Origin of the sequence: Kribbella kalugense, assembly GCF_004365875.1 — a bacterium.
In the GTDB taxonomy this organism is placed as follows: domain Bacteria; phylum Actinomycetota; class Actinomycetes; order Propionibacteriales; family Kribbellaceae; genus Kribbella; species Kribbella kalugense.
This window is the reverse complement of the sequence record NZ_SODF01000002.1, coordinates 414938-436926: the sequence shown is the minus strand read 5'-3', so window position 1 is coordinate 436926 and position 21989 is coordinate 414938. Positions and strand designations below refer to the sequence as shown.

The 21989-nt window shown below is 68.6% G+C and carries 25 protein-coding genes; 17 read left to right on the top strand and 8 right to left on the bottom strand.

Annotation, left to right across the window (positions count from 1 at the left end; genetic code table 11):
• The first annotated feature begins 18 nt into the window (after positions 1–18).
• On the top strand, positions 19–888 hold the full coding sequence (locus tag EV650_RS19715) for a GNAT family N-acetyltransferase (RefSeq protein ID WP_238174565.1): 870 nt from the start codon (positions 19–21) through the stop codon (positions 886–888).
• Here EV650_RS19715 and EV650_RS19710 read toward each other — a convergent pair.
• The gene (locus EV650_RS19710) at positions 859–2058 is read right to left on the bottom strand and encodes an MFS transporter (RefSeq protein WP_238174332.1); all 1200 of its coding nucleotides are present in this window, start codon (positions 2056–2058) and stop codon (positions 859–861) included. The genes EV650_RS19715 and EV650_RS19710 overlap by 30 nt on opposite strands.
• A 133-nt stretch (positions 2059–2191) precedes the next feature.
• Here EV650_RS19710 and EV650_RS19705 point away from each other — a divergent pair, with 133 nt between their 5' ends.
• Both EV650_RS19705 and EV650_RS19700 read left to right on the top strand, forming a co-directional pair.
• Positions 2192–3619, top strand: a complete 1428-nt coding sequence (locus tag EV650_RS19705) for a beta-N-acetylhexosaminidase (protein ID WP_134120513.1) — start codon at positions 2192–2194, stop codon at positions 3617–3619.
• Between the two features lie 130 nt (positions 3620–3749).
• Positions 3750–5138 (top strand): WS/DGAT/MGAT family O-acyltransferase, encoded by a 1389-nt coding sequence (locus EV650_RS19700; protein WP_134120512.1) that lies wholly within the window; start codon positions 3750–3752, stop codon positions 5136–5138.
• On the opposite strand, the gene EV650_RS19695 is transcribed toward EV650_RS19700, so the two are convergent.
• The gene (locus tag EV650_RS19695) at positions 5109–6296 is read right to left on the bottom strand and encodes an MFS transporter (RefSeq protein WP_134120511.1); all 1188 of its coding nucleotides are present in this window, start codon (positions 6294–6296) and stop codon (positions 5109–5111) included. The two genes, EV650_RS19700 and EV650_RS19695, sit on opposite strands and share 30 nt — an antisense overlap.
• Positions 6297–6374: 78 nt before the next feature.
• Between EV650_RS19695 and EV650_RS19690 the strand changes: the two genes are divergently transcribed.
• Positions 6375–6929, top strand: a complete 555-nt coding sequence (locus EV650_RS19690; RefSeq protein WP_134120510.1) for a CGNR zinc finger domain-containing protein — start codon at positions 6375–6377, stop codon at positions 6927–6929.
• Between the two features lie 4 nt (positions 6930–6933).
• Here EV650_RS19690 and EV650_RS19685 read toward each other — a convergent pair whose 3' ends face one another.
• The gene (locus EV650_RS19685; protein ID WP_134120509.1) at positions 6934–7566 is read right to left on the bottom strand and encodes a VOC family protein; all 633 of its coding nucleotides are present in this window, start codon (positions 7564–7566) and stop codon (positions 6934–6936) included.
• Between the two features lie 64 nt (positions 7567–7630).
• Between EV650_RS19685 and EV650_RS19680 the strand changes: the two genes are divergently transcribed.
• Positions 7631–8584, top strand: coding sequence for an NAD-dependent epimerase/dehydratase family protein (locus EV650_RS19680; RefSeq protein WP_134120508.1), 954 nt, complete (start codon positions 7631–7633; stop codon positions 8582–8584).
• Here the strand turns inward: EV650_RS19680 and EV650_RS19675 are convergent.
• Positions 8577–9317 carry a DUF3109 family protein gene (locus tag EV650_RS19675; protein ID WP_134120507.1) on the bottom strand — a complete coding sequence of 247 codons (741 nt, stop codon included), beginning with the start codon at positions 9315–9317 and terminating at the stop codon, positions 8577–8579. The genes EV650_RS19680 and EV650_RS19675 overlap by 8 nt on opposite strands.
• Positions 9318–9391: 74 nt before the next feature.
• On the opposite strand from EV650_RS19675, the gene EV650_RS19670 reads away from it, so the two are divergent.
• The 6 genes from EV650_RS19670 (at position 9392) to EV650_RS19645 (ending at position 13845) form a co-directional block, all read left to right on the top strand.
• The gene (locus EV650_RS19670; protein WP_134120506.1) at positions 9392–10324 is read left to right on the top strand and encodes a Ppx/GppA family phosphatase; all 933 of its coding nucleotides are present in this window, start codon (positions 9392–9394) and stop codon (positions 10322–10324) included.
• A 4-nt stretch (positions 10325–10328) separates the two neighbouring features.
• A complete protein-coding gene (locus EV650_RS19665; protein ID WP_134120505.1) occupies positions 10329–11186 on the top strand; it encodes a sugar phosphate isomerase/epimerase family protein in 858 nt (285 codons plus the stop codon).
• Positions 11183–11773 (top strand): TetR/AcrR family transcriptional regulator, encoded by a 591-nt coding sequence (locus EV650_RS19660; protein WP_134120504.1) that lies wholly within the window; start codon positions 11183–11185, stop codon positions 11771–11773. Before EV650_RS19665 ends, EV650_RS19660 begins: the two co-directional genes overlap by 4 nt.
• Before the next feature lie 74 nt (positions 11774–11847).
• Positions 11848–12342, top strand: a complete 495-nt coding sequence (locus EV650_RS19655; protein WP_238174331.1) for an HD domain-containing protein — start codon at positions 11848–11850, stop codon at positions 12340–12342.
• 46 nt (positions 12343–12388) lie between these two features.
• Positions 12389–13111 carry an ABC transporter ATP-binding protein gene (locus tag EV650_RS19650; RefSeq protein ID WP_134120502.1) on the top strand — a complete coding sequence of 241 codons (723 nt, stop codon included), beginning with the start codon at positions 12389–12391 and terminating at the stop codon, positions 13109–13111.
• Complete coding sequence (locus EV650_RS19645; protein WP_134120501.1) at positions 13108–13845, top strand: ABC transporter permease; 738 nt, start codon at positions 13108–13110, stop codon at positions 13843–13845. Before EV650_RS19650 ends, EV650_RS19645 begins: the two co-directional genes overlap by 4 nt.
• On the opposite strand, the gene EV650_RS19640 is transcribed toward EV650_RS19645, so the two are convergent.
• Together EV650_RS19640 and EV650_RS19635 are read right to left on the bottom strand one after the other, a co-directional pair.
• Positions 13842–14879 (bottom strand): hypothetical protein, encoded by a 1038-nt coding sequence (locus tag EV650_RS19640; protein ID WP_134120500.1) that lies wholly within the window; start codon positions 14877–14879, stop codon positions 13842–13844. The two genes, EV650_RS19645 and EV650_RS19640, sit on opposite strands and share 4 nt — an antisense overlap.
• 11 nt (positions 14880–14890) lie before the next feature.
• Complete coding sequence (locus tag EV650_RS19635) at positions 14891–15397, bottom strand: SigE family RNA polymerase sigma factor (protein WP_134120499.1); 507 nt, start codon at positions 15395–15397, stop codon at positions 14891–14893.
• A gap of 170 nt (positions 15398–15567) precedes the next feature.
• On the opposite strand from EV650_RS19635, the gene EV650_RS19630 reads away from it, so the two are divergent.
• Genes EV650_RS19630 through EV650_RS19620 form a run of 3 tightly spaced genes read left to right on the top strand, consistent with a single transcriptional unit; the run spans position 15568 to position 17900 of the window.
• Positions 15568–16587, top strand: a complete 1020-nt coding sequence (locus EV650_RS19630; RefSeq protein WP_134120498.1) for an aldo/keto reductase — start codon at positions 15568–15570, stop codon at positions 16585–16587.
• A 25-nt stretch (positions 16588–16612) separates the two neighbouring features.
• A complete protein-coding gene (locus EV650_RS19625) occupies positions 16613–17494 on the top strand; it encodes an aldo/keto reductase (RefSeq protein WP_202874768.1) in 882 nt (293 codons plus the stop codon).
• A gap of 40 nt (positions 17495–17534) precedes the next feature.
• On the top strand, positions 17535–17900 hold the full coding sequence (locus EV650_RS19620) for a DUF2255 family protein (protein WP_134120497.1): 366 nt from the start codon (positions 17535–17537) through the stop codon (positions 17898–17900).
• 1 nt (position 17901) lies between these two features.
• Here the strand turns inward: EV650_RS19620 and EV650_RS19615 are convergent, their stop codons facing one another.
• Complete coding sequence (locus EV650_RS19615; protein WP_134120496.1) at positions 17902–18936, bottom strand: DUF695 domain-containing protein; 1035 nt, start codon at positions 18934–18936, stop codon at positions 17902–17904.
• Positions 18937–19084: 148 nt separating this feature from the next.
• On the opposite strand from EV650_RS19615, the gene EV650_RS19610 reads away from it, so the two are divergent.
• From EV650_RS19610 to EV650_RS19600, 3 genes are all read left to right on the top strand, one after another.
• The gene (locus EV650_RS19610; protein WP_134120495.1) at positions 19085–20014 is read left to right on the top strand and encodes a proline dehydrogenase family protein; all 930 of its coding nucleotides are present in this window, start codon (positions 19085–19087) and stop codon (positions 20012–20014) included.
• Positions 20015–20043: 29 nt separating this feature from the next.
• Positions 20044–20847, top strand: coding sequence for a pyrroline-5-carboxylate reductase (proC, locus tag EV650_RS19605; RefSeq protein WP_134120494.1), 804 nt, complete (start codon positions 20044–20046; stop codon positions 20845–20847).
• 91 nt (positions 20848–20938) lie between these two features.
• Positions 20939–21526 carry a hypothetical protein gene (locus tag EV650_RS19600; protein WP_238174330.1) on the top strand — a complete coding sequence of 196 codons (588 nt, stop codon included), beginning with the start codon at positions 20939–20941 and terminating at the stop codon, positions 21524–21526.
• A 10-nt stretch (positions 21527–21536) separates the two neighbouring features.
• Here EV650_RS19600 and EV650_RS19595 read toward each other — a convergent pair whose 3' ends face one another.
• Positions 21537–21962: a pyridoxamine 5'-phosphate oxidase family protein gene (locus tag EV650_RS19595; RefSeq protein ID WP_134120492.1), complete on the bottom strand. Its 426-nt coding sequence runs from the start codon at positions 21960–21962 to the stop codon at positions 21537–21539.
• Positions 21963–21989: the final 27 nt, after the last annotated feature.

Genomic DNA, 21989 nt, shown 5'->3' with positions numbered 1-21989 from the left:
AGGCTGCCCTCCGTGCAGATGACCGAGTACGCCGGCCGTGATGGCCTCAGTGACATGCAGGAGCTCGTCCAGCGGACCTGGAGCCCAGCGTCCCGGTTGCACCTCGGGGACGTCGCCTGGGAGCGCAGCGTGAACGCCCGCCGGTCGGAGGACAGGTGGCGTACGGCGGTCTGGCGGGACGGCGGCGACGTCGTGGCGTGGGGGTGGCTCCACCAGCCGAGCCATCTGCTGATGACCGTCGACCCGGAGCGGCCGGACCTCGCCGCCGGCGTCGTCGAGTGGTTCCAGGCGACCGCGGACGGGCCGAACCTGGCTGCCGGCGTACTGGAGACCGAGAAGCACCTGCTGGCTGCACTGGAGTCGGCCGGTTTCCGGCGTGACGACGATGCGCCGTACTACACCCACCACTGGATTTCGGTGGACGCACTGCCGGAACCCGTCGTGCCCGAAGGGCTGACGCTGCGGCACGCGCGCCCGGACGAGGTCGCGAAGCGGGGCGCTGCGCACCGCGCCGCCTGGTCCGACTTGGGGCCGTCGAACGTGACCGACGAAGACCTGGCCGAGGTGATGTCGACCTGGCCCTATCGGCCCGAGCTGGACTGGGTGGTTGAGAACGAGGCCGGAGAGTTCGTCGCCTCGGCGCTGATCTGGCTGGACGAGCAGCACCAGGTCGGGCTGGTCGAGCCCGTCGGGTGCGCCCCGGCGTACCGGCGGCGGGGACTTGGAGCGGCGGTCAACCTGGCCGCACTGCACGCGTTGCGGGAGGCAGGTGGGACCAGGGCCGTCGTCTGTCCGCGAGGCGATGACGGGTACCCGCAGGCGCGGGCGCTCTACCAGAGCATCGGTTTTCGGCCAGGCTCACGCACGCTGCATCTGCTGCGTGGTTAGTGCCGCGAGCAGGGCGACCGGGATCAGCAGGAGGCCGCAGAAGATGGCTAACCAGTGGAAGCCGAGGTAGGCGAGGACCGGGCCGGCGGCTGTGCCCGAAAGGGAAGCCAGGACGCCCATGGTGAGGTCGGACAGACCCTGAGCTGAGGTGCGGATCTCGTCCGGAACGGACCGGGACAGCAGAGTGGAGCCGGCGACCAGACAGGCGGACCAACCGAGGCCCAGCGTGAACAGGGCGAGTCCGGTGAGGACGTGGGCGTCGTCCGGTGCGACAGCGGCCAGCGCCATCGCGACCGCGAGGATGCCGAGGCCGATGCCGATTGTCGGGATGCGGCCGAGCCGGTCGGCCAGCAAGCCGGTCAGTGGCGACAGCGCGTACATGCCGGCCACATGTCCGCTGATGACGAAGCCGACGATGGTCAGGGACGCGCCGTGGTGCCGTAGGTGTACTGAGGTCATCGACATCACGCCGACCATCACCGCATGTGCTGTAGCAATGGCCAGCAACCCCAGCCGGGCGTGCGGGATGGCCATCACCTGCCGGAAGGTCTCGGCCAACGGCTGGCGCTGCACCTTCGTCGGCCGCACCTGACTACGCATGCCGACCCAGACGGTGGCCGCGCTGAGGCCGAATGCGACGACCGAGAAGAGATAGGGACCGGCCAGCGCCAGGACGCCGAGTGACGCGCCGATCGAGCCGCCGACACCGGTCAGGTTCGGTCCGACGATCACGCCGATCGTGGTGGCCCAGACGACCAGCCCGAGCGAACGGGCGATCCGGCTGGGCTCGGCGGCGTCCGTAGCGGCGTACCTGGATTGCAGGTTGGACGCGGAGCCGCTGCCGAACAGACAGCCGGCAGCCAGCAGCAAGGCCAGGGACCCGATCTGTGCGGCGAAGATCGTCAGCCCGGCGCCCACGAAGGCGATGAGGTACCCGGTCGACAGTGACACCCTGCGGCCGTGGGACCGCGCCAGCTTGGCCAGCGGTACGGCGAGGATCGCGGCGCCCAGCGTGGTCGACGTGGCGACCAGTCCGGCCAGCGAGGTGGAGCCGGAGACCTTCTCCGCGAGCAGGCCGGCGACCGCGAACCCACTGGCCGTCGCGACGCCGCCGAGCGCGTTGCTCGCCACCAGAACCCGCAGCGTCGTCCGCTGCCGCTCGCTTGTCACGCGCAAACCCTCTCATGAACCTGACGGCGAAGGCAGGGCGATTGTTAATGCTCGGCAGGATGGGTTCTGCGCAGTTCCGGGCGGATATAGGATCGTCCTGACATAAATCGACCCACGCTCCCCTGGAGTCCGGATGTCCGACATCGCGATCGTCCCTGCCCCGCGCGAACTCACCGTCACCGAAGGGCAGTGGATCGCCGCCGACCCGGTCGGCGAGGCCGTCCGGGACGTGGTCGAGAACCTCGGCGCGAACGAGTACCGCATCGACGTCAGCACCGACGGCGCCCGGTTGACAGCCGGTTCCGAGGACGCGCTCCGGCACGCCGAGACGACGTACGCGCAGCTGGTCGAGGCCGCCGAGCGGACCGACGAAACCGGCAAGGTCGCGGTGCCGCTGGTCCGGATCGACGACGAGCCGCGGTTCGCCTGGCGCGGGATGATGCTCGACGTCGCCCGGCACTTCATGCCGAAGGAGTTCGTCCTCAAGATCATCGACGTACTCGCGCTGCACCGGCTGAACGTGCTGCACTTCCACCTCACCGACGACCAGGGCTGGCGGGTCGAGATCGAGGCGTACCCGAAGCTCACCGAGGTCGGTGCGTGGCGGGACGAGACCATGGTCGGCAAGATGTCGCGCGGCCAGAAGGACTTCGAGTACGACGGCAAGCGGCACGGCGGGTTCTACACCAAGGACGACCTGCGCGAGATCGTCCGGTACGCCGCCGACCGCGGGATCACGGTCGTCCCGGAGATCGATCTGCCCGGTCACATGCAGGCCGCCATCACGGCGTACCCGGAGCTTGGCAATCACCCGGACCAGCAGCTGACCGTCCGGCAGTACTGGGGCATCAGCGAAGACGTGCTGAACGTGAACGACGCGACCGTCGAGTTCGTGAAGACCGTGCTGCGTGAGGTCCTCGACATCTTTCCCTCGCCCTACGTGCACCTCGGCGGAGACGAGTGCCCGTCGGTGCAGTGGGCCGAGTCGGAGGCGGCGCAGAAGCGGCAGGCCGAGCTCGGGCTGGACGAGGCTGGTCAGCTGCAGGGCTGGTTCACCGCGCAGGTCGCGGAGGTGCTGGCCGAGGAGGGTCGCCGCCTGGTCGGCTGGGACGAGATGGTCGAGACCGACTGCCCGAAGGACGCGGTCATCATGGCCTGGCGGAGCGCCGAGCGCGGAGAGGTCGCGGCGAAGGCGGGCCACGAGGTCGTGATGGCGCCGTGCGAGTCGGTGTACTTCGACTACTACCAGGGCGACCCGAAGACCGAACCGCTTGCCATCGGCAACTTCATCCCGCTGGAGAAGGTCTACGACTTCGAGGTGATCCCGGAGTCGCTGACCGACGAGGAGAAGGCGCTGATCGTCGGCACCCAGTGCCAGATCTGGACCGAGTACATGGAGGGCCCCGACCAGGTCGGCTACATGCTCCTGCCGCGGCTGTCCGCCTTCGCCGAGCGCGCCTGGGGCTCCCCGAAGGTCTCGTACGACGAGTTCCTCACCCGCCTCCGCCCGCACCTGACCCGGATCGAGAAGATCGGCGTCAACTACCGCCCCCTCGACTGAAGTTCACTGCCTCTTCAGTAACTGAGGGGATAACAAAATCTCCGTTATCCCTGTTAGCAGGGGTAGACGACCCGGCCCGACCTGGCGAACGATGAACCGTCAGGGGTCGGGTCGGGAAGCCGGAGGAGCCATGACCGTGGTGGGGCCGCTGGATGCGATGTTCCTGGGTGGCGAAACTCGGGAGCAGCCCATGCATGTCGGTGGGCTGATGTTGTTCGAGCTGCCGGAGGGGGCCGGCCGGGACCATGTGTTCCCGGAGAGCTCACGGGACTTCGTCTCGCGGCTGTACCACGAGATGATCGCGGGCGCGGAGGTGAATCCGGTGTTCGCGCGCCGGATCCGCAATCGATCGCTTGACCTCGGGTACTGGTCCTGGGAGCAGGACGACGAGATCGACCTCGAGTACCACGTCCGGTTGTCCGCGCTGCCCCGTCCGGGCCGGTACCGCGAGCTGTTCGAGCTGACCAGCCGCCTGCACGGGACGTTGCTGGACCGCCACCGTCCGCTCTGGGAGATGCACCTGATCGAGGGTGTCGAGGGCCGCCGGTTCGCGATCTACAGCAAGATCCACCACTCGATGATCGACGGCGTCACCGCGCTCCGCTGGATGCAGGACACCCTCACCGCCGACCCCACCCGGACCGGCATGCCGGCGACGTACGCGCTGCCGCCGAAGGCCACCGGTCCTGTTCCCGCGACCGGGTGGCTTCCGTCGATCACCCGGATGCCGGCCGACGCGGTCAAGACGCTGGCAGGTCTGGCCGGGCTTCCGCTGGCCGGGGTGAAGAGCCTGCTGCACTCGACGATGCCGTTCCAGGCGCCGAAGACGATCTTCAACCAGCCGGTGACCGGCGCCCGCCGGTTCGCGGCACAGTCCTGGCCGATCGAGCGGCTGGAGAAGGTCCGGGCGATCACCGGTGCGACGCTGAACGACGTTCTGCTGGCGATGTGTTCAGGGGCCTTGCGCAACTATCTGCTCGAGCTGAACGCCCTGCCGGACAAGCCGTTGACGGCCATGGTCCCGGTCTCGTTGCGCGACCGCGACGGTGCGCCCGGCGGAGGCAACTCGCTCGCCACGTTGATCGCGGACCTTGCCACCGACCAGGCGGACCCGGAGCGCCGGATCCGCCGGATCATGGCCTCGACCGCCTACGGCAAGGCCACGCTGTCCGACCTCAGTCCGCTGCAGAACCTGATCGTCGGCGCTCTCGGCTTCGGCGTCGCCGGCCCGGCCGCGGTCCTACCGGGCGTGGCCGGCCGTACGACGCCGCCGTACAACGTGGTCATCTCGAATGTGCCGGGCCCGGCCGAGAGTCCGCTGTACTGGAACCGTTCGCGGCTGCTCGGGATGTACCCGGCCAGCATCGTGCTCAATGGCCAGGCGCTCAACATCAGCGTGACCAGCTACGACCACCACCTGCACTTCGGCCTGATCGGCGACCGCCGAACCGTCCCGCACCTGCAACGCATGCTCGGCCACCTCGAGACCTCACTGGCCGACCTCGAGAACATCCACTAGCGAACGCGAACGGCGTAGGTGGCGGAGTAGCGCGATCGAGGCTGTGAGGGCGATGAGGCTGGGGATGGTGAACCAGCCGTAGCGGAGATAGGCATGGACGCCCAACCACGAGCCGACTGTGCCGCCCAGGAAGGCCGCGGTCATGTAGGCGGTGTTCAGCCGGCTGCGTACGGCGGGATCGAGGGCGAAGATCCTGGTCTGGTTGGCGACCTGGCCGGTTTGTACGGCGACATCGAGCAGGAGCATGCCGAGGATGACGGCCACGAGTCCCGCGACGCCACCCAGCGTGGCGGCGGTAAGGATCGCGGCCGCACCGATCGCGCCGAGGAAGCTGAGCAGGTTCACGGCATCCGGGCCGCGTCGGTCGGCTTGGCGGCCGGCCCAGGCGGTGGCGAACGCGCTGGCGGCTCCGACCAGCGCGACCAGGCCGACGACACTCGCACTCAGTCGGAAGGTCGGTCCGGTGATCAGCAGGGTCAGGCTGGTCCACGCCGCCGTGAACCCACCGAACATGAGCGCCTGATAGAGGCAGGACCGGCGTAGCTCCGGTTCGCGGCGGAGCAAACGGAGCGGCATGGCAACCAGAGCCGGGTAGCTCTCCCGGGAAGCCGGCGTCGTCGCGGGGAGGACCCGAACGAGCACCACAGCCAGGGTTGCCGTGAGTACGGCCGCGACGAGGTACGGCGTACGCCATCCGAGCCAGTCGCCGAGCAGGCCGCCGAATGCGCGCGCCAGCAGGATCCCGGCGAGCAGGCCCGATAGCAGCAGACCGGTCACCGCGCCACGCCGCTCCGGCTCCACCAGAGACGCCGCCAGCGGGAGAAGCACCTGCGGTACGACGGTCGCGATGCCGATCAGGATCGCCGCGCCGAGCAGAACAGGCAGAGTCGGAGCGAGGCCGGCCACCACCGATCCGACTGTGGTGACGGCGAGCAGTCCGGCCACGAACGGGCGGTGGGCGAGCCTGTCTCCGAGCGGGACGAGCAGCGCGATGCCCGCGGCGTACCCGAGCTGAGTTGCCGTCGGCACCAAAGCCGCCGTACCCGTCGAGACGTCCAGTCCGCGGGCGATCAGCGGAGTCATCGCCTGCGGGAAGTACACGTTCGCCACTGCCACACCGCAGGCGATCGCCATCGTCAGGAGCAGGGACCGGCGCATGCCATCCTCCAAGGAACCGGTTTGACTGGTTCCCGAACGGTACCAGTTAAACCGGTTCCGTGGGGTACGGTGGCAGGTGTGGAGACTCAGTTCCGGCAGGGCGCGGGACGGCTCTGCCTCGACTTCGTCCGGACGCTGCGCCTGCGCGGTACGCCGGAAGCCGCCGAAGAACTGCCGGACGCCGAGGCGCTCGCCGCCTGGATCGCCGACTTCGGCCCGGTCACGCCCAAGGACTCGACCCCGGGGCATGCGCAGGTCGTCCAGGCTCAGGCGCTACGCGAGGGGATCTACGACCTGCTCGCTGCAGCGCGATCCGGTGACACAGTTGTGCAGTCGGCGCGGAGCCGGGTCAACCGTGCGGCCGCAGAGCCGGTCCCGCAGCCTCGGCTGGACTCCGCCGGGCAGTTGCAGTGGACGGCCGACGAGCCAGTCACTGCGGTACTCGCGCTGGTCGCGCGTGATGCGCTCGACCTGGTCACGTCACCGATGCTCGAGCGAGTCCGAGACTGCGCGAATCCCGACTGCGGCGCGATCTTCCTGGACGCCTCGCGCCCCGGCACCCGCCGCTGGTGCTCGATGGGCACCTGCGGCAACCAGTCGAAGAAGGCCGCCTTCCGCACCCGCCACCAGTAGCGAGCTACAGCCGAACGATTCCGTTCGGCGTGGTGAAGACCGCGGCGACCAAGCCGGGTTGGCCGTTGGGGCCGATCCAGCCGACGTCGAGGTCGTCGAGGAGATGGTCGGCCGGGTGGCCGATCCACTCGGTGACGCGGGCCGGGTCGCCGGCGATCTCGAGGGCGGTGAGCTTGACGTCCTTGCCGCCGATCGACGGGTGCTCGCCGAGGTCGTCCCAGTGGATGAAGAACGGCAGCTGCGGATCCGCGATCAGACCCTTCACGCCGATCTGCCGCCAGGTCAGGTTCACCCCGTCGGGCCGGTGCCGGTTACCCGGGACCGCCTGCCGGCCGAGGCGCTGCTCCATCGCCCCCATGTCGGGGACCGCGACCACCCAGCCGAGCCAGCCGCCGCCCAGCTCCTTCCGGGCGCGGACCGCCTGACCGAACGGCGCCTTGTCGGACGCCGGGTGGTCGAGCACGTCGACGACTTCGATGTAGCGGTCGTTCTCCAGCGGCAGGATGTGGTTCACCGTGCCGAAGCGCGGGTGCACACCGCCGTCGACGAACTCCGCTCCGAGCAGCGCCGACAACCGCTCGACGGTCGCGCGGCAACCATCCGGCCCGCACGCGTACGACAGATGATCCAGACGCATGCCAGTCATTGTGTCCTCACCCACCGACAGTTGCGGCTTCGGGTGTGTCGTTAGGCTCAGGACCATGCGTACCGTCGTCATCGGAGGCACCGGTCATATCGGCACCTACCTGGTCCCGGAGCTGGTCCGCCTCGGTCATCAGGTCACGGTGCTTAGTCGCGGCGAACGTACGCCGTACCACTCGGACGGAGCCTGGCAGCGGGTCGAGCTGATCCAGGTCGACCGAGCGGCGGAGGACGCTGCCGGGACCTTCGGGCAGCGGGTCGCCGAGCTGAGCCCGGACGTGGTGATCGACCTGATCTGCTTCACCGAGGACAGCGCCCGGCAGCTGGCCGAGGCCGTGCAGGGAAAGATCCAGCACCTCCTGCACTGCGGCACGATCTGGGTGCACGGCCCGAGCGTGGTCGTCCCGACCCGCGAGGACACGCCGCGCAGACCGTTCGGCGACTACGGCGTACAGAAGGCGGCGATCGAGGCTTATCTGCTCGGCATGGCACGCCGTGACGGACTGCCGGTCACGATCGTCCACCCCGGTCACATCTGCGGGCCCGGCTGGACGCCGGTCAACCCGGCCGGCAACTTCGATCTCGGTGTCTTCGACAAGCTTGCCCAGGGCTCCGGCGTACTGCTGCCGAACTTCGGCCTGGAGACACTCAACCCGGTCCACGCCGCCGACGTGGCAGGCGTCTTCCTGGCCGCGATCGCGAGCCGTTCGACAGCGGTCGGCGAGAGCTTCCACGCGGTCGCCGGCGACGCGGTGACGCTGCGCGGGTACGCCGAGGGCGTGGCCGGCTGGTTCGGTCAGGAAGCCCAACTGACGTTCGGAGCCTGGGACGAGTGGCGCCGGACCGTTTCCGATCAGGACGCGGGCGCCACCAGGGACCACATCGAGCACAGTCCGAACTGCTCGATGGACAAGGCGGCCCGCCTGCTCGGCTTCCGGCCGCGCTACTCCGCCCTCGAGGCCACCCTGGACGCGATCGGGTGGCTCGTCGAGAACGGCAAGATCACTACATAGACGCTGGGTGCGGCAGCAACGGCCGCGCCGCCTCCAGGCGCTGGCGGCACAGGTCCGCGAGTACGTCGTACGCCTTGAGGCCCATCAGCGTCTGCAGCTCGACCTTGCTGGACTCGAAGACCGGCTCGACGCCGATGTGCGCCTCGGTGTTGCCGGTGCAGTACCAGTCCAGGTCGTGACCGCCCGGGCCCCAGCCACGCCGGTCGTACTCGGCGATGCCGACCTCGGTGTACGTCGTACCGTCCGGGCGCTCGACCTCGCGGAAGGTGCGCCGGATCGGCAGCTGCCAGCAGACGTCCGGCTTGGTCTCGACGAAGTGCACGCCGCGCTTCAGCGCCAGCCCGTGCAGCGCGCAGCCCGCGCCGCCTTCGAAGCCCGGCCGGTTCAGGAAGATGCAGGCGCCGTCCCAGACCCGGGTCTTGCGCTCACCCTCGTCGTCGGTCTCGACCCAGCCGTTGCTCCGGCCTTCCTTGCGGAACTGCCACTCGTCCTTGCCGAGCTCCTTGGCGTACTTCTTCACCCGCTTCTCGTCGTCGGCGTCGGAGAAGTGCGCGCCCAGGGTGCAACAGCCGTCGTTCGGACGGCCCTTGTAGATCCCCTGGCAGCCACCGCCGAAGATGCAGGTCCAGTTGGACGTCAGCCAGGTCAGGTCGCAGCGGAAGACCTGGTCGGAGTCGTCGGGGTCGACGAACTCGACCCAGGCGCGGGGGAAATCGAGAGAAACCTCAGGCACCCAGAAAGCCTACGCGCCTTCCCGCCACAACCGTGAACTCTGCCTACGACCCGCCGTCCAGTAGCGTGGAGGGTATGCGGCTCGGCGTACTCGACGTGGGATCAAACACTGTTCACCTGCTCGTGGTGGACGCGCACCGTGGTGCCGCGCCTCTCCCGGCGTACTCGCACAAGACCGAGCTCCGGCTGGCCGAGCACCTCGACAAGGACGGGAAGATCGACCAGTCCGGCGCTGACGGGCTGATCGCGTTCACCAAGGAAGCGGTCACGCTGGCCGAGGACAAGGGCTGTGAGTCGTTGCTCGCGTTCGCCACGTCCGCGCTGCGCGAGGCGCCGAACGGCGAGAAGGTGCTGGACCGGGTCCGCTCCGAGACGGGCGTTGACCTCGAGGTGCTGAGCGGCGACGAGGAGGCCCGGCTGACGTTCCTTGCGGTACGTCGATGGTTCGGTTGGTCCTCTGGTCGCCTGGCCGTGTTCGACATCGGTGGCGGGTCGCTGGAGATCGCGGCCGGATCCGACGAGCAGCCGACCATTGCAGTGTCGGTACAGCTCGGCGCCGGCCGGCTGACCCGCGAGGCCCTGACCGCGGACCCGCCGGACAAGGACCAGGTGCGGGCCCTGCGACGGCGGATCCGGCTCGAGTTGGCCGCGGTCGCCGGTCCGGTGCTGCGGGCCGGCAAGCCGCAGCGTTCGGTCGCGACCAGCAAGACCTTCCGCTCGCTGGCCCGGATCTCCGGTGCGGCGCCGTCGGCCGACGGACCGTACGTGCCGCGCACGCTGAACCGCGACGACCTGAACGACTGGATCCCGAAGCTGACCAAGATGACGGCTGCCGAGCGGGCCGCGCTGCCCGGGGTCTCGGCCGGCCGGTCGTCGCAGTTGGTCGCCGGCGCGCTGGTCGCGGACGCCGTGATGGACCTGTTCGACCTGCCCGCGCTCGAGGTCTGCCCGTGGGCGCTCCGCGAGGGCGTCATCCTCTCCCGGCTCGACCAGCTGCAACCCCGGTGACCCAATGAACTCCCGTACGACCGCCGCCAAGATCGGCTTGTCCACCGCGTCCGTCTACCCCGAGTCGACCGCCAGCGGCTTCGAGCTCGCTGCCCGGCTCGGGTACGACGGTGTCGAGGTGATGATCGGTATCGATCCGCTGAGCACCCAGATCGACGCGATCCAGCGGCTGGTCGACTATCACCAGCTGCCGGTGCTCGCGCTGCACGCGCCGACCCTGCTGATCATGCAGCGGGTCTGGGGGACCGACCCGTGGAGCAAGCTCGAACGCAGCGCCGAGGCGGCGAAGGAGCTCGGTGCGGACGTGGTCGTCGTACACCCGCCGTTTCGCTGGCAGCGGGACTACGCGCGTGGGTTCGTCGAGGGGATCGCCCGGCTGGAGGCCGAAACCGGCGTGACGCTCGCGGTCGAGAACATGTACCCGTGGCGCGCGCCGGGCAAGGGCCTGCAGGCGTACGCGCCGAGCTGGGACCCGACCGAGCAGTCCTACGCCCACACCACCCTTGACCTGTCGCACGCATCGACCGCCGAACAGGACTGCGTCGAGCTGGCCGCGACGATGGGCGACAGCCTCACCCACGTCCACCTGACCGACGGGACCGGCTCCGCGAAGGACGAGCACCTGGTGCCGGGCCGCGGGACGCAGCGCGCCGCGGACCTGTTGGGCGTGCTGGCGAACCAGGACTTCCGTGGGCACATCATCATCGAGATCAACACCCGCCGCGCGACCAGCCGGTCCGAGCGCGAGGTCGACCTGGTCGAGTCGCTGGAGTTCACCCGCAAACACTTCGTCCGGACCGCGTCCCGGCGTACGTCGTTCGCCGTGTCGTCGGACGGTGAGATCTCGGAGCTGATTCCGTGACAGCTCCCCGACGTACGCCGGGACGCCGCCCGGGCGGACCGGACACCCGGGGAGAGATCGTCCAGGCGGCCCGGGAATCCTTTGCGGACAAGGGGTTCTCGGCCACCTCGATCCGCGCGGTCGCGCGGCAGGCCGGCGTCGACGCGGCGCTGGTGCACCACTACTTCGACAGCAAGGACGAGCTGTTCATCGAGGCGATGGCGATCCCGGTCGACCCGCGCCAGATCGCAGCGCAGATCCTGGACGGGCCGCGGGAGGAGATCGGCCGCCGGGTCGCGACCGTCTTCCTCGGCATCTGGGAGTCGCCGGAGGGGGCGCAGCGGATGAAGGCGTTGTTCCGCAGCATCCTCACCAGCGACGAGGTGGCCCGGATGATGCGTGAAGGCATCGGCCAGATGATCATCCAGCCGATCTCGCAGGTGCTCGACGTACCCGACGCGCAGCTCCGGGTCGGCCTGGTCGCCTCCCAGCTGGTCGGGGCCGCGATCGTCCGCTACCTGGTCGGGCTCGAGCCGGTCGCGTCTGTTGATATCGAGACGCTGATCGACCGATTGGCGCCTGTCCTCCAACAGCATTTGACCGGCTGATGCAGGTCCCGACCGACAGCGAGATCCTGGATTTGCACCGGGATCATGCGCCGACTCGGGCAGCGTTCGACAGCGTGTTTGAGCACTGCCAGTTGGTGTGTTCGGTCGCTGAGCAGTTCTTCGACGGGCTGGACATCGACACCGATCTGGTCCGCGCGGGCGCCCTGCTGCACGACATCGGCGTCTACCGGCTCGATTCTTCCGCGTATGTCCGGCACGGCGTACTCGGGCACGAACTCCTTGCCTCGCTGGGATTCCCGGTCGAGATCTGCCGATTCGCGTCCTGTCACACCGGGGTTGGCATCACCCGGGAGGACGTCGTACGTCAGGTGTTGCCGATCCCTGTCGACGACTACCTGCCGCGGACGCCGGAGGAGGAACTGGTCATGTACGCCGACAAGTTCCACAGCAAACGCACCCCGCCGGTCTTCCTCTCCGGCGACACGTACGCCGCGGAGATCGCGCGCTTCGGCGAGGACAAGGTGCAGCGGTTCGGTGAACTCCGCAAGCAGTACGGCGACCCGTCGCTGAGTGCGCTGAGTGCCGCCACCGGGTACGCCGTCGTCTGACCAACGAGCTGTTGCGGCAGGTCGACGTACCCGCTAAATTCATCACATGATGAAAAACGCGGTGAGTTGCCGGGACGTCGTGGTGGTGCGCGGCGACCGGGAGGTCCTGCACGGGGTCGGGTTCGACCTCCGGGCCGGGTCGGTGACGGGGCTGCTCGGGCCGTCCGGCTGCGGCAAGACGACGCTGATCCGCGCGATGGTCGGGCTGCAGGCTCACGTGACCGGCGACGTGTCCGTCCTCGGGTTGCCCGCGGGTGCGCCCAAACTGCGCGGCCGGATCGGGTACGTGACCCAGGAGCCCAGTGTGTACGGCGATCTGACCGTCACAGAGAACATGCGCTTCTTCGCCGCGGTCCTCGGCGTACCGTCGTCCGACGTCGAGCGGGTGATCGAGGCCGTCGACCTGACCAGCCACGCCAACGCCCGCGTCGACCGGCTATCCGGCGGTCAACGCTCCCGCGCATCATTGGCTGCTGCGCTCCTCGGCAGCCCAGAACTCCTGGTGCTGGACGAGCCAACGGTCGGGCTGGACCCGGTCCTGCGTCGCGATCTGTGGGAGCTCTTCCACCGGCTGGCCGATGCCGGTGCGACGCTCCTCGTCTCGAGTCACGTGATGGACGAGGCCTCGCGCTGCGATCGGCTCCTGCTGTTGCGCGACGGCGATCTGCTGGCCGACGACACTCCTCAAGGTTTGCTCGCCTCGGCTGGTACTGCGGAGATCGAGCAGGCGTTCCTCACCCTGATCGACCGGAAGGCTGGTGCGCGATGACTCCGCGCGTGACGTTCGCGGTTGCGGCCCGGGTGCTTGCCCAGTTGCGGCGGGACCACCGGACAGTGGCGATGCTGATCGTGCTGCCGGCGTTGCTGGTCAGCCTGATGTGGTGGATGTTCCACGACTCGCCGGGGACGTTCGATCGGGTCGGGGGACCGTTGCTGGCGGTGTTCCCGTCGATCATCATGTTCGTCGTCACGTCCGTCGCGACCCTGCGCGAGCGGTCGAGCGGCACACTGTCCCGGCTGTTCACGATGCCGATGGGCAAGCTCGACTTCCTGCTCGGGTACGCGCTCGCCTTCGCGCTGATCGCCGTCGTCCAAGCGGTCGTCGTGGTCTCGATCGCCTTGTATCTCTTGGATCTGAACATCCAGGGCGACGCCTGGCAGCTCGGCGTGGTCGCGGTCCTCGACGGCGTTCTCGGTACGGCGCTAGGCCTGTTCGCCAGCGCGTTCGCCGCGACCGAGTTCCAGGCCGTCCAGATGATGCCGGCCGTGATGATCCCGCAGATCCTGCTCTGCGGACTGCTCGTCCCGCGCGACCAGCTGCCCACAGTCCTGCACGGCATCAGCGACGTACTGCCATTGTCTTATGCCGTCGACGCAGTACTAGGAGTTGCCAAGGGCAACGGGTTCACCACTGGCACGGGTGGCGACGCCCTGGTCGTGCTCGGCTTCATTCTCGCCGCGCTCGGACTGGGCGCCGCCACCCTCAAACGTCGTACCGCTTAGAACTTCTTGACCAGCTTGCCGGCCTTGTCGTAGGCCCCGACCTTCGGCTGGTCCTTGATGTTGTACTTCGCCTTCGTGGACCAGGTGAACGCGAACCAGCCGCCCTGGCCGACCGGGACCTTGTACACCGGGCTGGATCCGATCCGGATCCGGATCGTGGTGGCCGCCTTCGACTTGACCCGGCCCCAGCCGGTCATCCCGTAGGTCGTGCAGATCCCGTTGGTGCAGCCCCCGCCGCCACCGCCGGCGACGTACATGTCCGTACGGACGGACCTGTCGGACGGGTCGAGCACCGGGTCGCTTCCGTTGAGATTCGTCAGTGTCGCGAAGGACGTGCTGCTCTCAGCGACCCCCGGGAATTCCTCGTCGGCCGACAATCCGCAGTCGACGACCTTGTGCCCGGAAGGAGAGATTGCTACCAGCTCCGCCCGCCCGAGGGTCTTCGATTGGTCGGATGCCACCACCTGCCAGTCGGTGAGGTCGATCCAGGCGATCACCGAGCAGTTCCGCAGTTTGTCCGCGCTGCTGACCGGCAGCGGGTCCTTCGCCGCCGCCGCGGCCAACGCTGCCGTGGGCTTGTCGCCACCGGGGACGATGCACTGCGCGAACTTCTGACCGTTTTTGACGTCGTACATCATCAGGTGTCCGGACCGAACCCCCGGGTCGCCGCCCTGGAGCGGGCGCTTCTCCTCCGGGTACCGCAAGGAGCAGCGGCGGGTGGCCTCGGCCTTCGTGATCCGCTGATCGGCGCCCGCCTCACCGAAGGGGACACCCGGAACCGGCAGGAACAGCGGGTTCTGCGGCTTGTGCTCCGCGACCCCCGGCTCCGGCTTCGCCGACGACAGGTTGGGCAGCAGGCTCGCGGTGATCGCGATCGCGGCCACACCGGCGACCGCTCCGCCTACGCCGAACAGCTTGCGCCGGCGCCGTCCACGGCGGCCGCGTTCGACCACCCGGTTCGTGTCGAAGGGGTCCAGCGGCTCCGAGTCGGCAAGCCGGTGGAGCTCGGCGCTGACCACCTCTACGTCTTCCATCTCGTTCTCCTTCACAGCGCCCGGCTCGTTCGCCGTTGGTCAATGGCTCGTCGGAGAGTGTCGAGACCACGTGATGCCTGACTTTTCACGGTGCCCTGCGAGCAGCCGAGGACCTCCGCGGTCTGCTCGACCGACAGGTCCTCGTAGTACCGCAGTACGACGCAGGCACGCTGCCGCGGCCCGAGCGATCGCAACGCCTCGAGCACCTCGTCCCGATCGGCATGCCCGGCCGCGAAGTCGTCGTGATCGACCCGATCCGGTACGTCGGCGATCGCAACCTCCCGCCGCCACGGCCGCCGCCCACCGTCGTGGGCCGCGTTGATCACCATCCGGCGGGCGTACGCCAGCGTGTTCCCGACCCGACGTACCTTCGGCCAGGCGAGGTACAGCTTGTACAGCGCGTCCTGGACGATGTCGTCGGCCCGATGCCGATCACCCGACACCAGAAACGCAGTTCGCCGCAACGAGGCACTGGCCCCTTCGACGAACTCGACAAACTCCCGGTCCCGCTCCGCCATCGGCCCCTCCACTCTCCATCTCTCCCCCAAGACGAAAAGCCCACCACCCCAGGTTGCACCCACCTGAGGTCCATTCGAGAGGGGTAATGACAGGGCCTGGCACGCGCCGTACGACGACGTAGCGTGAAGTCATGGCCGTTGCCGGGTCCGACGACAAGGAAGACTAAAACATGGAGTTCCGACCGCTGGGACGCACCGGCGTCCAGGTCAGCCCGCTGTGTCTCGGCGCGATGATGTTCGGCCCCTGGGGCAACGACGACCGCGCCGACTCGACCCGCATCATCCACCGCGCGCTCGACGCCGGCATCAACTTCGTCGACACCGCCGACGTCTACTCGGCCGGTGGCTCCGAGGAGATCGTCGGCAAGGCACTCGACGGCCGGCGTGACGAGGTGTTCCTCGCCACCAAGTTCTTCATGCCGATGAGCCAGGACGACCCCAACATGCGCGGTGGCTCGCGCCGCTGGATCATCCAGGCGATCGAGAACTCGCTGCGGCGGCTCGGCACCGACTATGTCGACCTCTACCAGGTCCACCGCCCGAGCCCCGGCACCGACGTCGAAGAGACCCTCGGCGCCCTCTCCGACCTGGTTCACCAAGGCAAGGTCCGCTACATCGGCTCGTCCTCGTACTCCGGCTCCCAGATCGTCGAAGCCCAGTGGGCTGCCCGGGAGCGGAACCTGCAGCGGTTCGTCACCGAGCAGCCGCCGTACTCGCTGCTCGTGCGCGGCATCGAGGAAGACGTCCTCCCTACCGTGCTCCGGCACGGCATGGGCACCCTCACCTACAGCCCTCTCGCGGGTGGCTGGCTCTCAGGCCGCTGGCGCAAGGGCGCTGCCGCGGCTCCGAACTCGTCCGCACGCCCGCCGGCCCGCTTCGATATGTCCTCGCCGGCCAACCAGCGCAAGCTCGAGATCGTCGAGGAGCTGGCGCTGCTCGCCGAGCAGCCGGGCCTGACCCTGATCGAGCTGGCGGTCGCGTTCGTGATCAACCACCCCGGCGTTACCTCGGCCATCATCGGCCCCCGCACGATGGAACAGCTCGAATCATTCCTGCCGGCTGCGGACGTCGTACTGACCCAGGACGTGCTCGACCGTATCGACGAGATCGTCGCGCCCGGCGTGACCGTCAACCCCGCCGACAACAGCTACGGCGACCACGAACTCCGCCCCGAACGACGCCGTCGCTGATCCGCACCCCTGGCCTTAAGGACTGATGATGCAAACCCTGACGCTGAACAACGGCGTTCACCTGCCCGCCCTCGGTCTCGGCGTCTTCCAGACACCCCCGGACGAGACGCGCGCCGCGGTCGCCGCGGCTCTGGACGTCGGCTACCGCCACGTGGACACCGCCGCCGCGTACGGCAACGAGCGTGAAGTCGGCGAGGCCATCCGCAACTCCGGTGTCCCGCGAGGCGAGCTGTTCATCGAGACCAAGGTCTGGATCAGCGACTACGGGTATGACGAGACGCTGCACGCCTTCGACAAGAGCTCCGGCAAACTCGGCGTCGACCAGCTCGACCTGTTCATCCTGCACCAGCCGCTGCCGAGCGACTTCGGCAAGACCCTCGACGCCTACCGCGCCCTCGAAGCCCTGCTTGCCGACGGCAAGGTTCGCGCTATCGGCGTCAGCAACTTCATGGTGGATCACCTCCGCGCCCTCCTTGACGTCGCAACCGTGGTTCCGGCGGTCAATCAACTCGAGATCCACCTGTACTTCCAGCAGCGCGAGGTCCAGGCGTTCGACAGCGAACACGGCATTCTCAACCAGGCCTGGTCGCCGATCGGCGGCATCACCTTCTACCGCGACAGCGGTCATACCAGCGCCCTCGAAGATCCCGTCATCGGCGAGATCTCCCGAGCTCACGGCAAGTCGCCGGCGCAGGTGCTGCTTCGCTGGGGCCTCCAGCAGGGGCGCTCCGTCATCCCCAAGTCGACCAAGCCCGAGCGGATCGCCCAGAACCTCGACGTGTTCGACTTCGAACTCACCGCCGACGAGCTCGTAGCCATCGACAAGCTCGAGACCGGCAAGCGCGGCGGACCAGAACCCGAAAGCATCACCCTGGCAAAGTTCGGAACCCCAATCCCCGAAGCCTGACACCACCGGCGCGTCTGTCCGGTCGAAGGAGCAGGAACTGATGAGCACTTGGACTGCGGAAGAGCTGCGGACCCTGGACCGGATCAGTGAGATCCGCGTAGCCGGGCGACGCCAGGACGGATCGCTGCGGACACTCACCATCGTGTGGCACGTCGTCGTGGACGGCAGCCTCTACGTACGATCGGTCCGCGGCGCCGAAGGCGCTTGGTACAAGGGCGTCACCCGTCACCACGAAGGCGCGATCTCCTGGGACGGCAAGCCCCGCGAAGTCACCTACATCCCCGACACCACAGCCGACGACCAGCTCGACGCGGCCTACAACAAGAAGTACGGCAACGGATCAGCCACCCGCGCAATCGTCAGCCCTGCGGCAAGAGCGACCACCCTCCGCGTCGAACCCAGATAGCTCAGCCCGCGAGGTGGGCGACGTTGTGCCAAGCCGGGTCGGGGGTGACGGTGAGGGTTACTTTGCCGTGGGGCCAGCCGGTGGTGGCTGCTTGGAGTTGGGCGTCGGCCGGCGTGGTGCCGTCGGTGTAGTAGTGCAGGACCCGGGTGCCGGCGGAGGTTTCGTGGGCGAGGAGGTTGCCCGAGCCGCCCAGCCGGTCGGTGAGGTGGTCTTCGAAGGCGCGGAGTTCGTCGAGCATCTCGGACTCGGGCAGCCCGTCGTCGCGGACGACCGGGTAGTGGATCGAGACCGCGACGTGGGTATCCAAATGCGGCCGGCGGATCGAGCGCAAGGGGTACTCCGCCGTGGCGATCACCCGCTGCCCGTCGCGCGTACCCTCCAGCATCTTCCACGCCGGACTGCCATCCTCCAGCGTGTGCTCCGCGGCGAACCCAGCCACCGCAGGCAGCAGCGACTCGATCGGCACCGCGTCGTCGGGCGGGGCAGGCAACGTGTCGATCGCGCCAACCCACGTCTCCACCATCTCCTCACCAAGCACCAGATCGAGGATCAGGAACGTCACCCGCCGCTGCGCATCCACCGACAGCGACGCGAACACAGGGTGATGTACGCCGACGTGCACCGACGCCGAGTCGGGTTCGATCGACACCACCGACTCGTCGGTCGCGACCGGCGGAAGCCCGTCGAACTGGATCGTCACGGCGGGCCCGGGCCGGCGCAGGTCGGCGTACTCCCAGACCTGGTCGGACGGCGGGGCCGCGCGCAGCCAGCGCCGGGCGACTGCCCGCTGCACCGGGTTGCCGGCGGCTGTGATGATCAGCACGTGCTCGGAGGACAGGCCCGGACCGAGCTCCCATTCGAGGTCGGGGTGGATCCGGGCGACCCGCTCGTTCAGCTCCCCGTTCGCGTCGGCCGGCTGCCGGCGGGCGACCGCGTCGGCGAGGGTCGCGGCGCCGGTGGCGGACCACCAGGACCAGAACGCGCCGATCGGGTCCGCATCCGCGGCGTTCCGGCGGCGACGTTTGAAGATGGGCATGAGCGCATCCTCTAACAACCTGGGGTGCGACCATCGAACCAGTCGGCCCCCTGGTGTGGTCCCCGCCACAGGATTAGGGAGCGTTAGGTTCACGCGCGTAACCTGCTGACACCACTGGCAGATGTGGGTTGACGAGGAGGAGAACGTAGTGCTTCGGCGAGTCCTGCTGGGCATGTCCCGCAGCCCCCAGATCAAGAAGGCCGTGTCGTCGCTGCCGGTGTCCAGCGGCATCGTGGCGCGGTTCGTCGCCGGTGAGACCAACCCGGAGGCCGTGCTGGCCACCGAGAAGCTGGTCAGCAACGGGCTGAACGTCACCCTCGACCACCTCGGCGAGGACGTCACCGACCTGGCCGCGGCGACCGCGACCGTGGACGCGTACCTCGACGTACTGACGAAGCTCTCCGCCGCCGGCCTGACCGCGAACACCGAGGTCTCGGTGAAGCTGTCCGCGGTCGGCCAGGCGCTGCCCGGCGACGGCGAGAAGGTTGCCCTGGAGAACGCCCGGACCATCTGCCACGCGGCCCGCAACGCCGGTACGACGGTGACCCTCGACATGGAGGACCACACCACCACCGACTCCACGCTGGGCATCCTGCGCGAGCTGCGCCAGGACTTCCCCGAGACCGGTGCGGTCCTGCAGGCCTACCTCCGTCGTACCGAGGCCGACTGCCGCGACCTCGCCCACGCCGGCTCCCGCGTCCGGCTCTGCAAGGGCGCGTACAAGGAGCCGGAGTCGGTCGCGTTCCAGGAGAAGCGCCAGGTCGACAAGGCGTACGTCCGCGCGATGAAGATCCTGATGAACGGCGCCGGCTACCCGATGATCGCCTCCCACGACCCGCGGCTGATCTCGATCGCCGGCGCGCTCGCGGACCGCGCCAACCGGCAGCCGGGCAGCTACGAGTACCAGATGCTGTTCGGGATCCGCCCCGAGGAGCAGCTCCGCCTGGCCGGCGAGGGTCACACCGTCCGCATCTACGTCCCGTACGGCGAGGACTGGTACGGCTACCTGGTACGACGGCTCGCCGAGCGCCCCGCCAACCTGCAGTTCTTCGCCCGCTCCTTGATCAGCAAGAAATAGGGCATGCTCGCAGCAGTAACCTGTGCACCATGAGTGCAAAGGTGGCCGTTCTCGGGGCCGGAGTGATGGGGGAGACGTTGTTGTCCGGGCTGATTCGGGCCGGGCGGCGACCGGAGGACCTCCTGATCACCGAGCGCCGGGAGGAGCGCGCCGCCGAGCTGCGTGAGCGGTACGGCGTCGATGTCGTGTCCAATCTGGACGCGGCCAAGCAGGCGGACACGCTCGTCCTGGTGGTGAAGCCGCAGGACATGCCGGATCTGCTCGCCGAGATCGCCCCCGCAGTCCAGCCGACCCAGACCGTGATCTCCCTGGCCGCCGGTATCACCACCGGGTTCGTCGAGTCCCGACTGCCCGAGGGCGTCGCCGTCGTCCGGGTCATGCCGAACACACCGGCCCTGGTCGACGAAGGCATGGCCGCGATCTCCCGCGGTTCACACTGCGACGAGAGCCACCTCGAGCTGGCCGAGAGTCTGCTCGCCGCGACCGGCCGGGTCATCCGGGTCCCGGAGAAGCAGCAGGACGCGGTGACCGCGATCTCCGGGTCCGGTCCGGCGTACATCTTCTTCGTGGTCGAGTCGATGATCGAGGCAGGCGTGCACATGGGGCTCCCGCGCAGTACGGCGACCGACCTCGTCGTACAGACCGTCGTCGGGTCGGCGAAGCTGCTGCGTGAGACCGGCGAGCACCCGACAGTACTGCGGGAGCGCGTGACGTCCCCGGGTGGTACGACGGCCGCCGCCGTACGCGAACTCGAGGACCACAAGGTGCGCGCAGCGTTCCTGTCGGCGATCGAGGCCGCCCGCAACCGTTCCCGGGACCTCGCCGCCGAATAGCCGCCGAATAACACCTCTCGCACTGCTGGCGTTATGGTTGGTCGCCGCAGTTCCTTCCGTGTTCGAGGGATGAGTCGCTATGGTCCCGCCCATGGGTAATGGTTCGGTCAAGCCCGATACCGCCCCTGCGCAGCAGCAACCCGAGGTCGCGCAGGAATCCGGCGTGCCTCAATTACCCTGGCGCGTGCCGCTGGATCCCGCGCCGTGGTGGGCCTGGGCGCTGTTCGTCCTGCCGTTCATCGTCGTGCCCGGACTGAACTCGTGGCTGTGGATGGGCGCCCGCGACATGCTCGCGGTCGGCCTGCTCACGATCATCGGCGCATCGGTCGTCCGCGTCGCCGGCGGCGTCGTGCTCTACCGGGTCGAGCTGACCGAGACGGCGCTGAAGGCCCGCACCAGCATGCTGATCCGCAGCCTGGCCTGGCAGGACGTCGACTCGATCGAGATCGGCGACGACAACGTCGTACTCACCCGCGGCCGGGACGAGAGCGAGATCAACGGCATCCCGAAGGACCGCACCGCCGAGGTCGGCGCCGTGATGGAGGCGATCCGCCAACAGGCCGACGGCACCCCGGTACGCCGCCACCGCCCACGCCCCGGCATCGGCGCCCTGCTCGTCCTGCTCTACCTCGTCCTCTCCATCGGCGCCTTCCTGCTCCGCTGGCACATCGTCATCTGAGTCAGCTGAGTCATTTGATCCACGGCCCTTCGCCGCTGATCCGGTCGACGGTGATGCGGGCGATCACGCCGGTGTCCCAGATCCCTTCGCCGAAAGGGAATTCGGGCAGGCCGAGGTAGCGCTGCGTCTCGCGATCCATCAGCGCCTTGTACTCGGCCGGGATCCCGGGCCCCTCCAGCTTCGCCGTACCGCGGACGAGCAGGTACTGCGTGATGCCGCGGGCGCTGACCTGGTCGTCCTGGATCAGCAGCGTCACCCGCGGATCGCGGAACAGGTTGCGGGTCTTGCGGTGCGGCGCCTGCAGACCGATCAGGAGCTCGTCGCCGTCGCGCTCGACCCACACGAGCGAGGCCTGCGGCGACCCGTCCGGATCGACGGTGACGATCGTGACGTCCTTCGGCTCCTCGAAGAGCCGATAGCTGGATTCGGGAATCATGACGTCGACGCTAGCCACCGCCGTGGG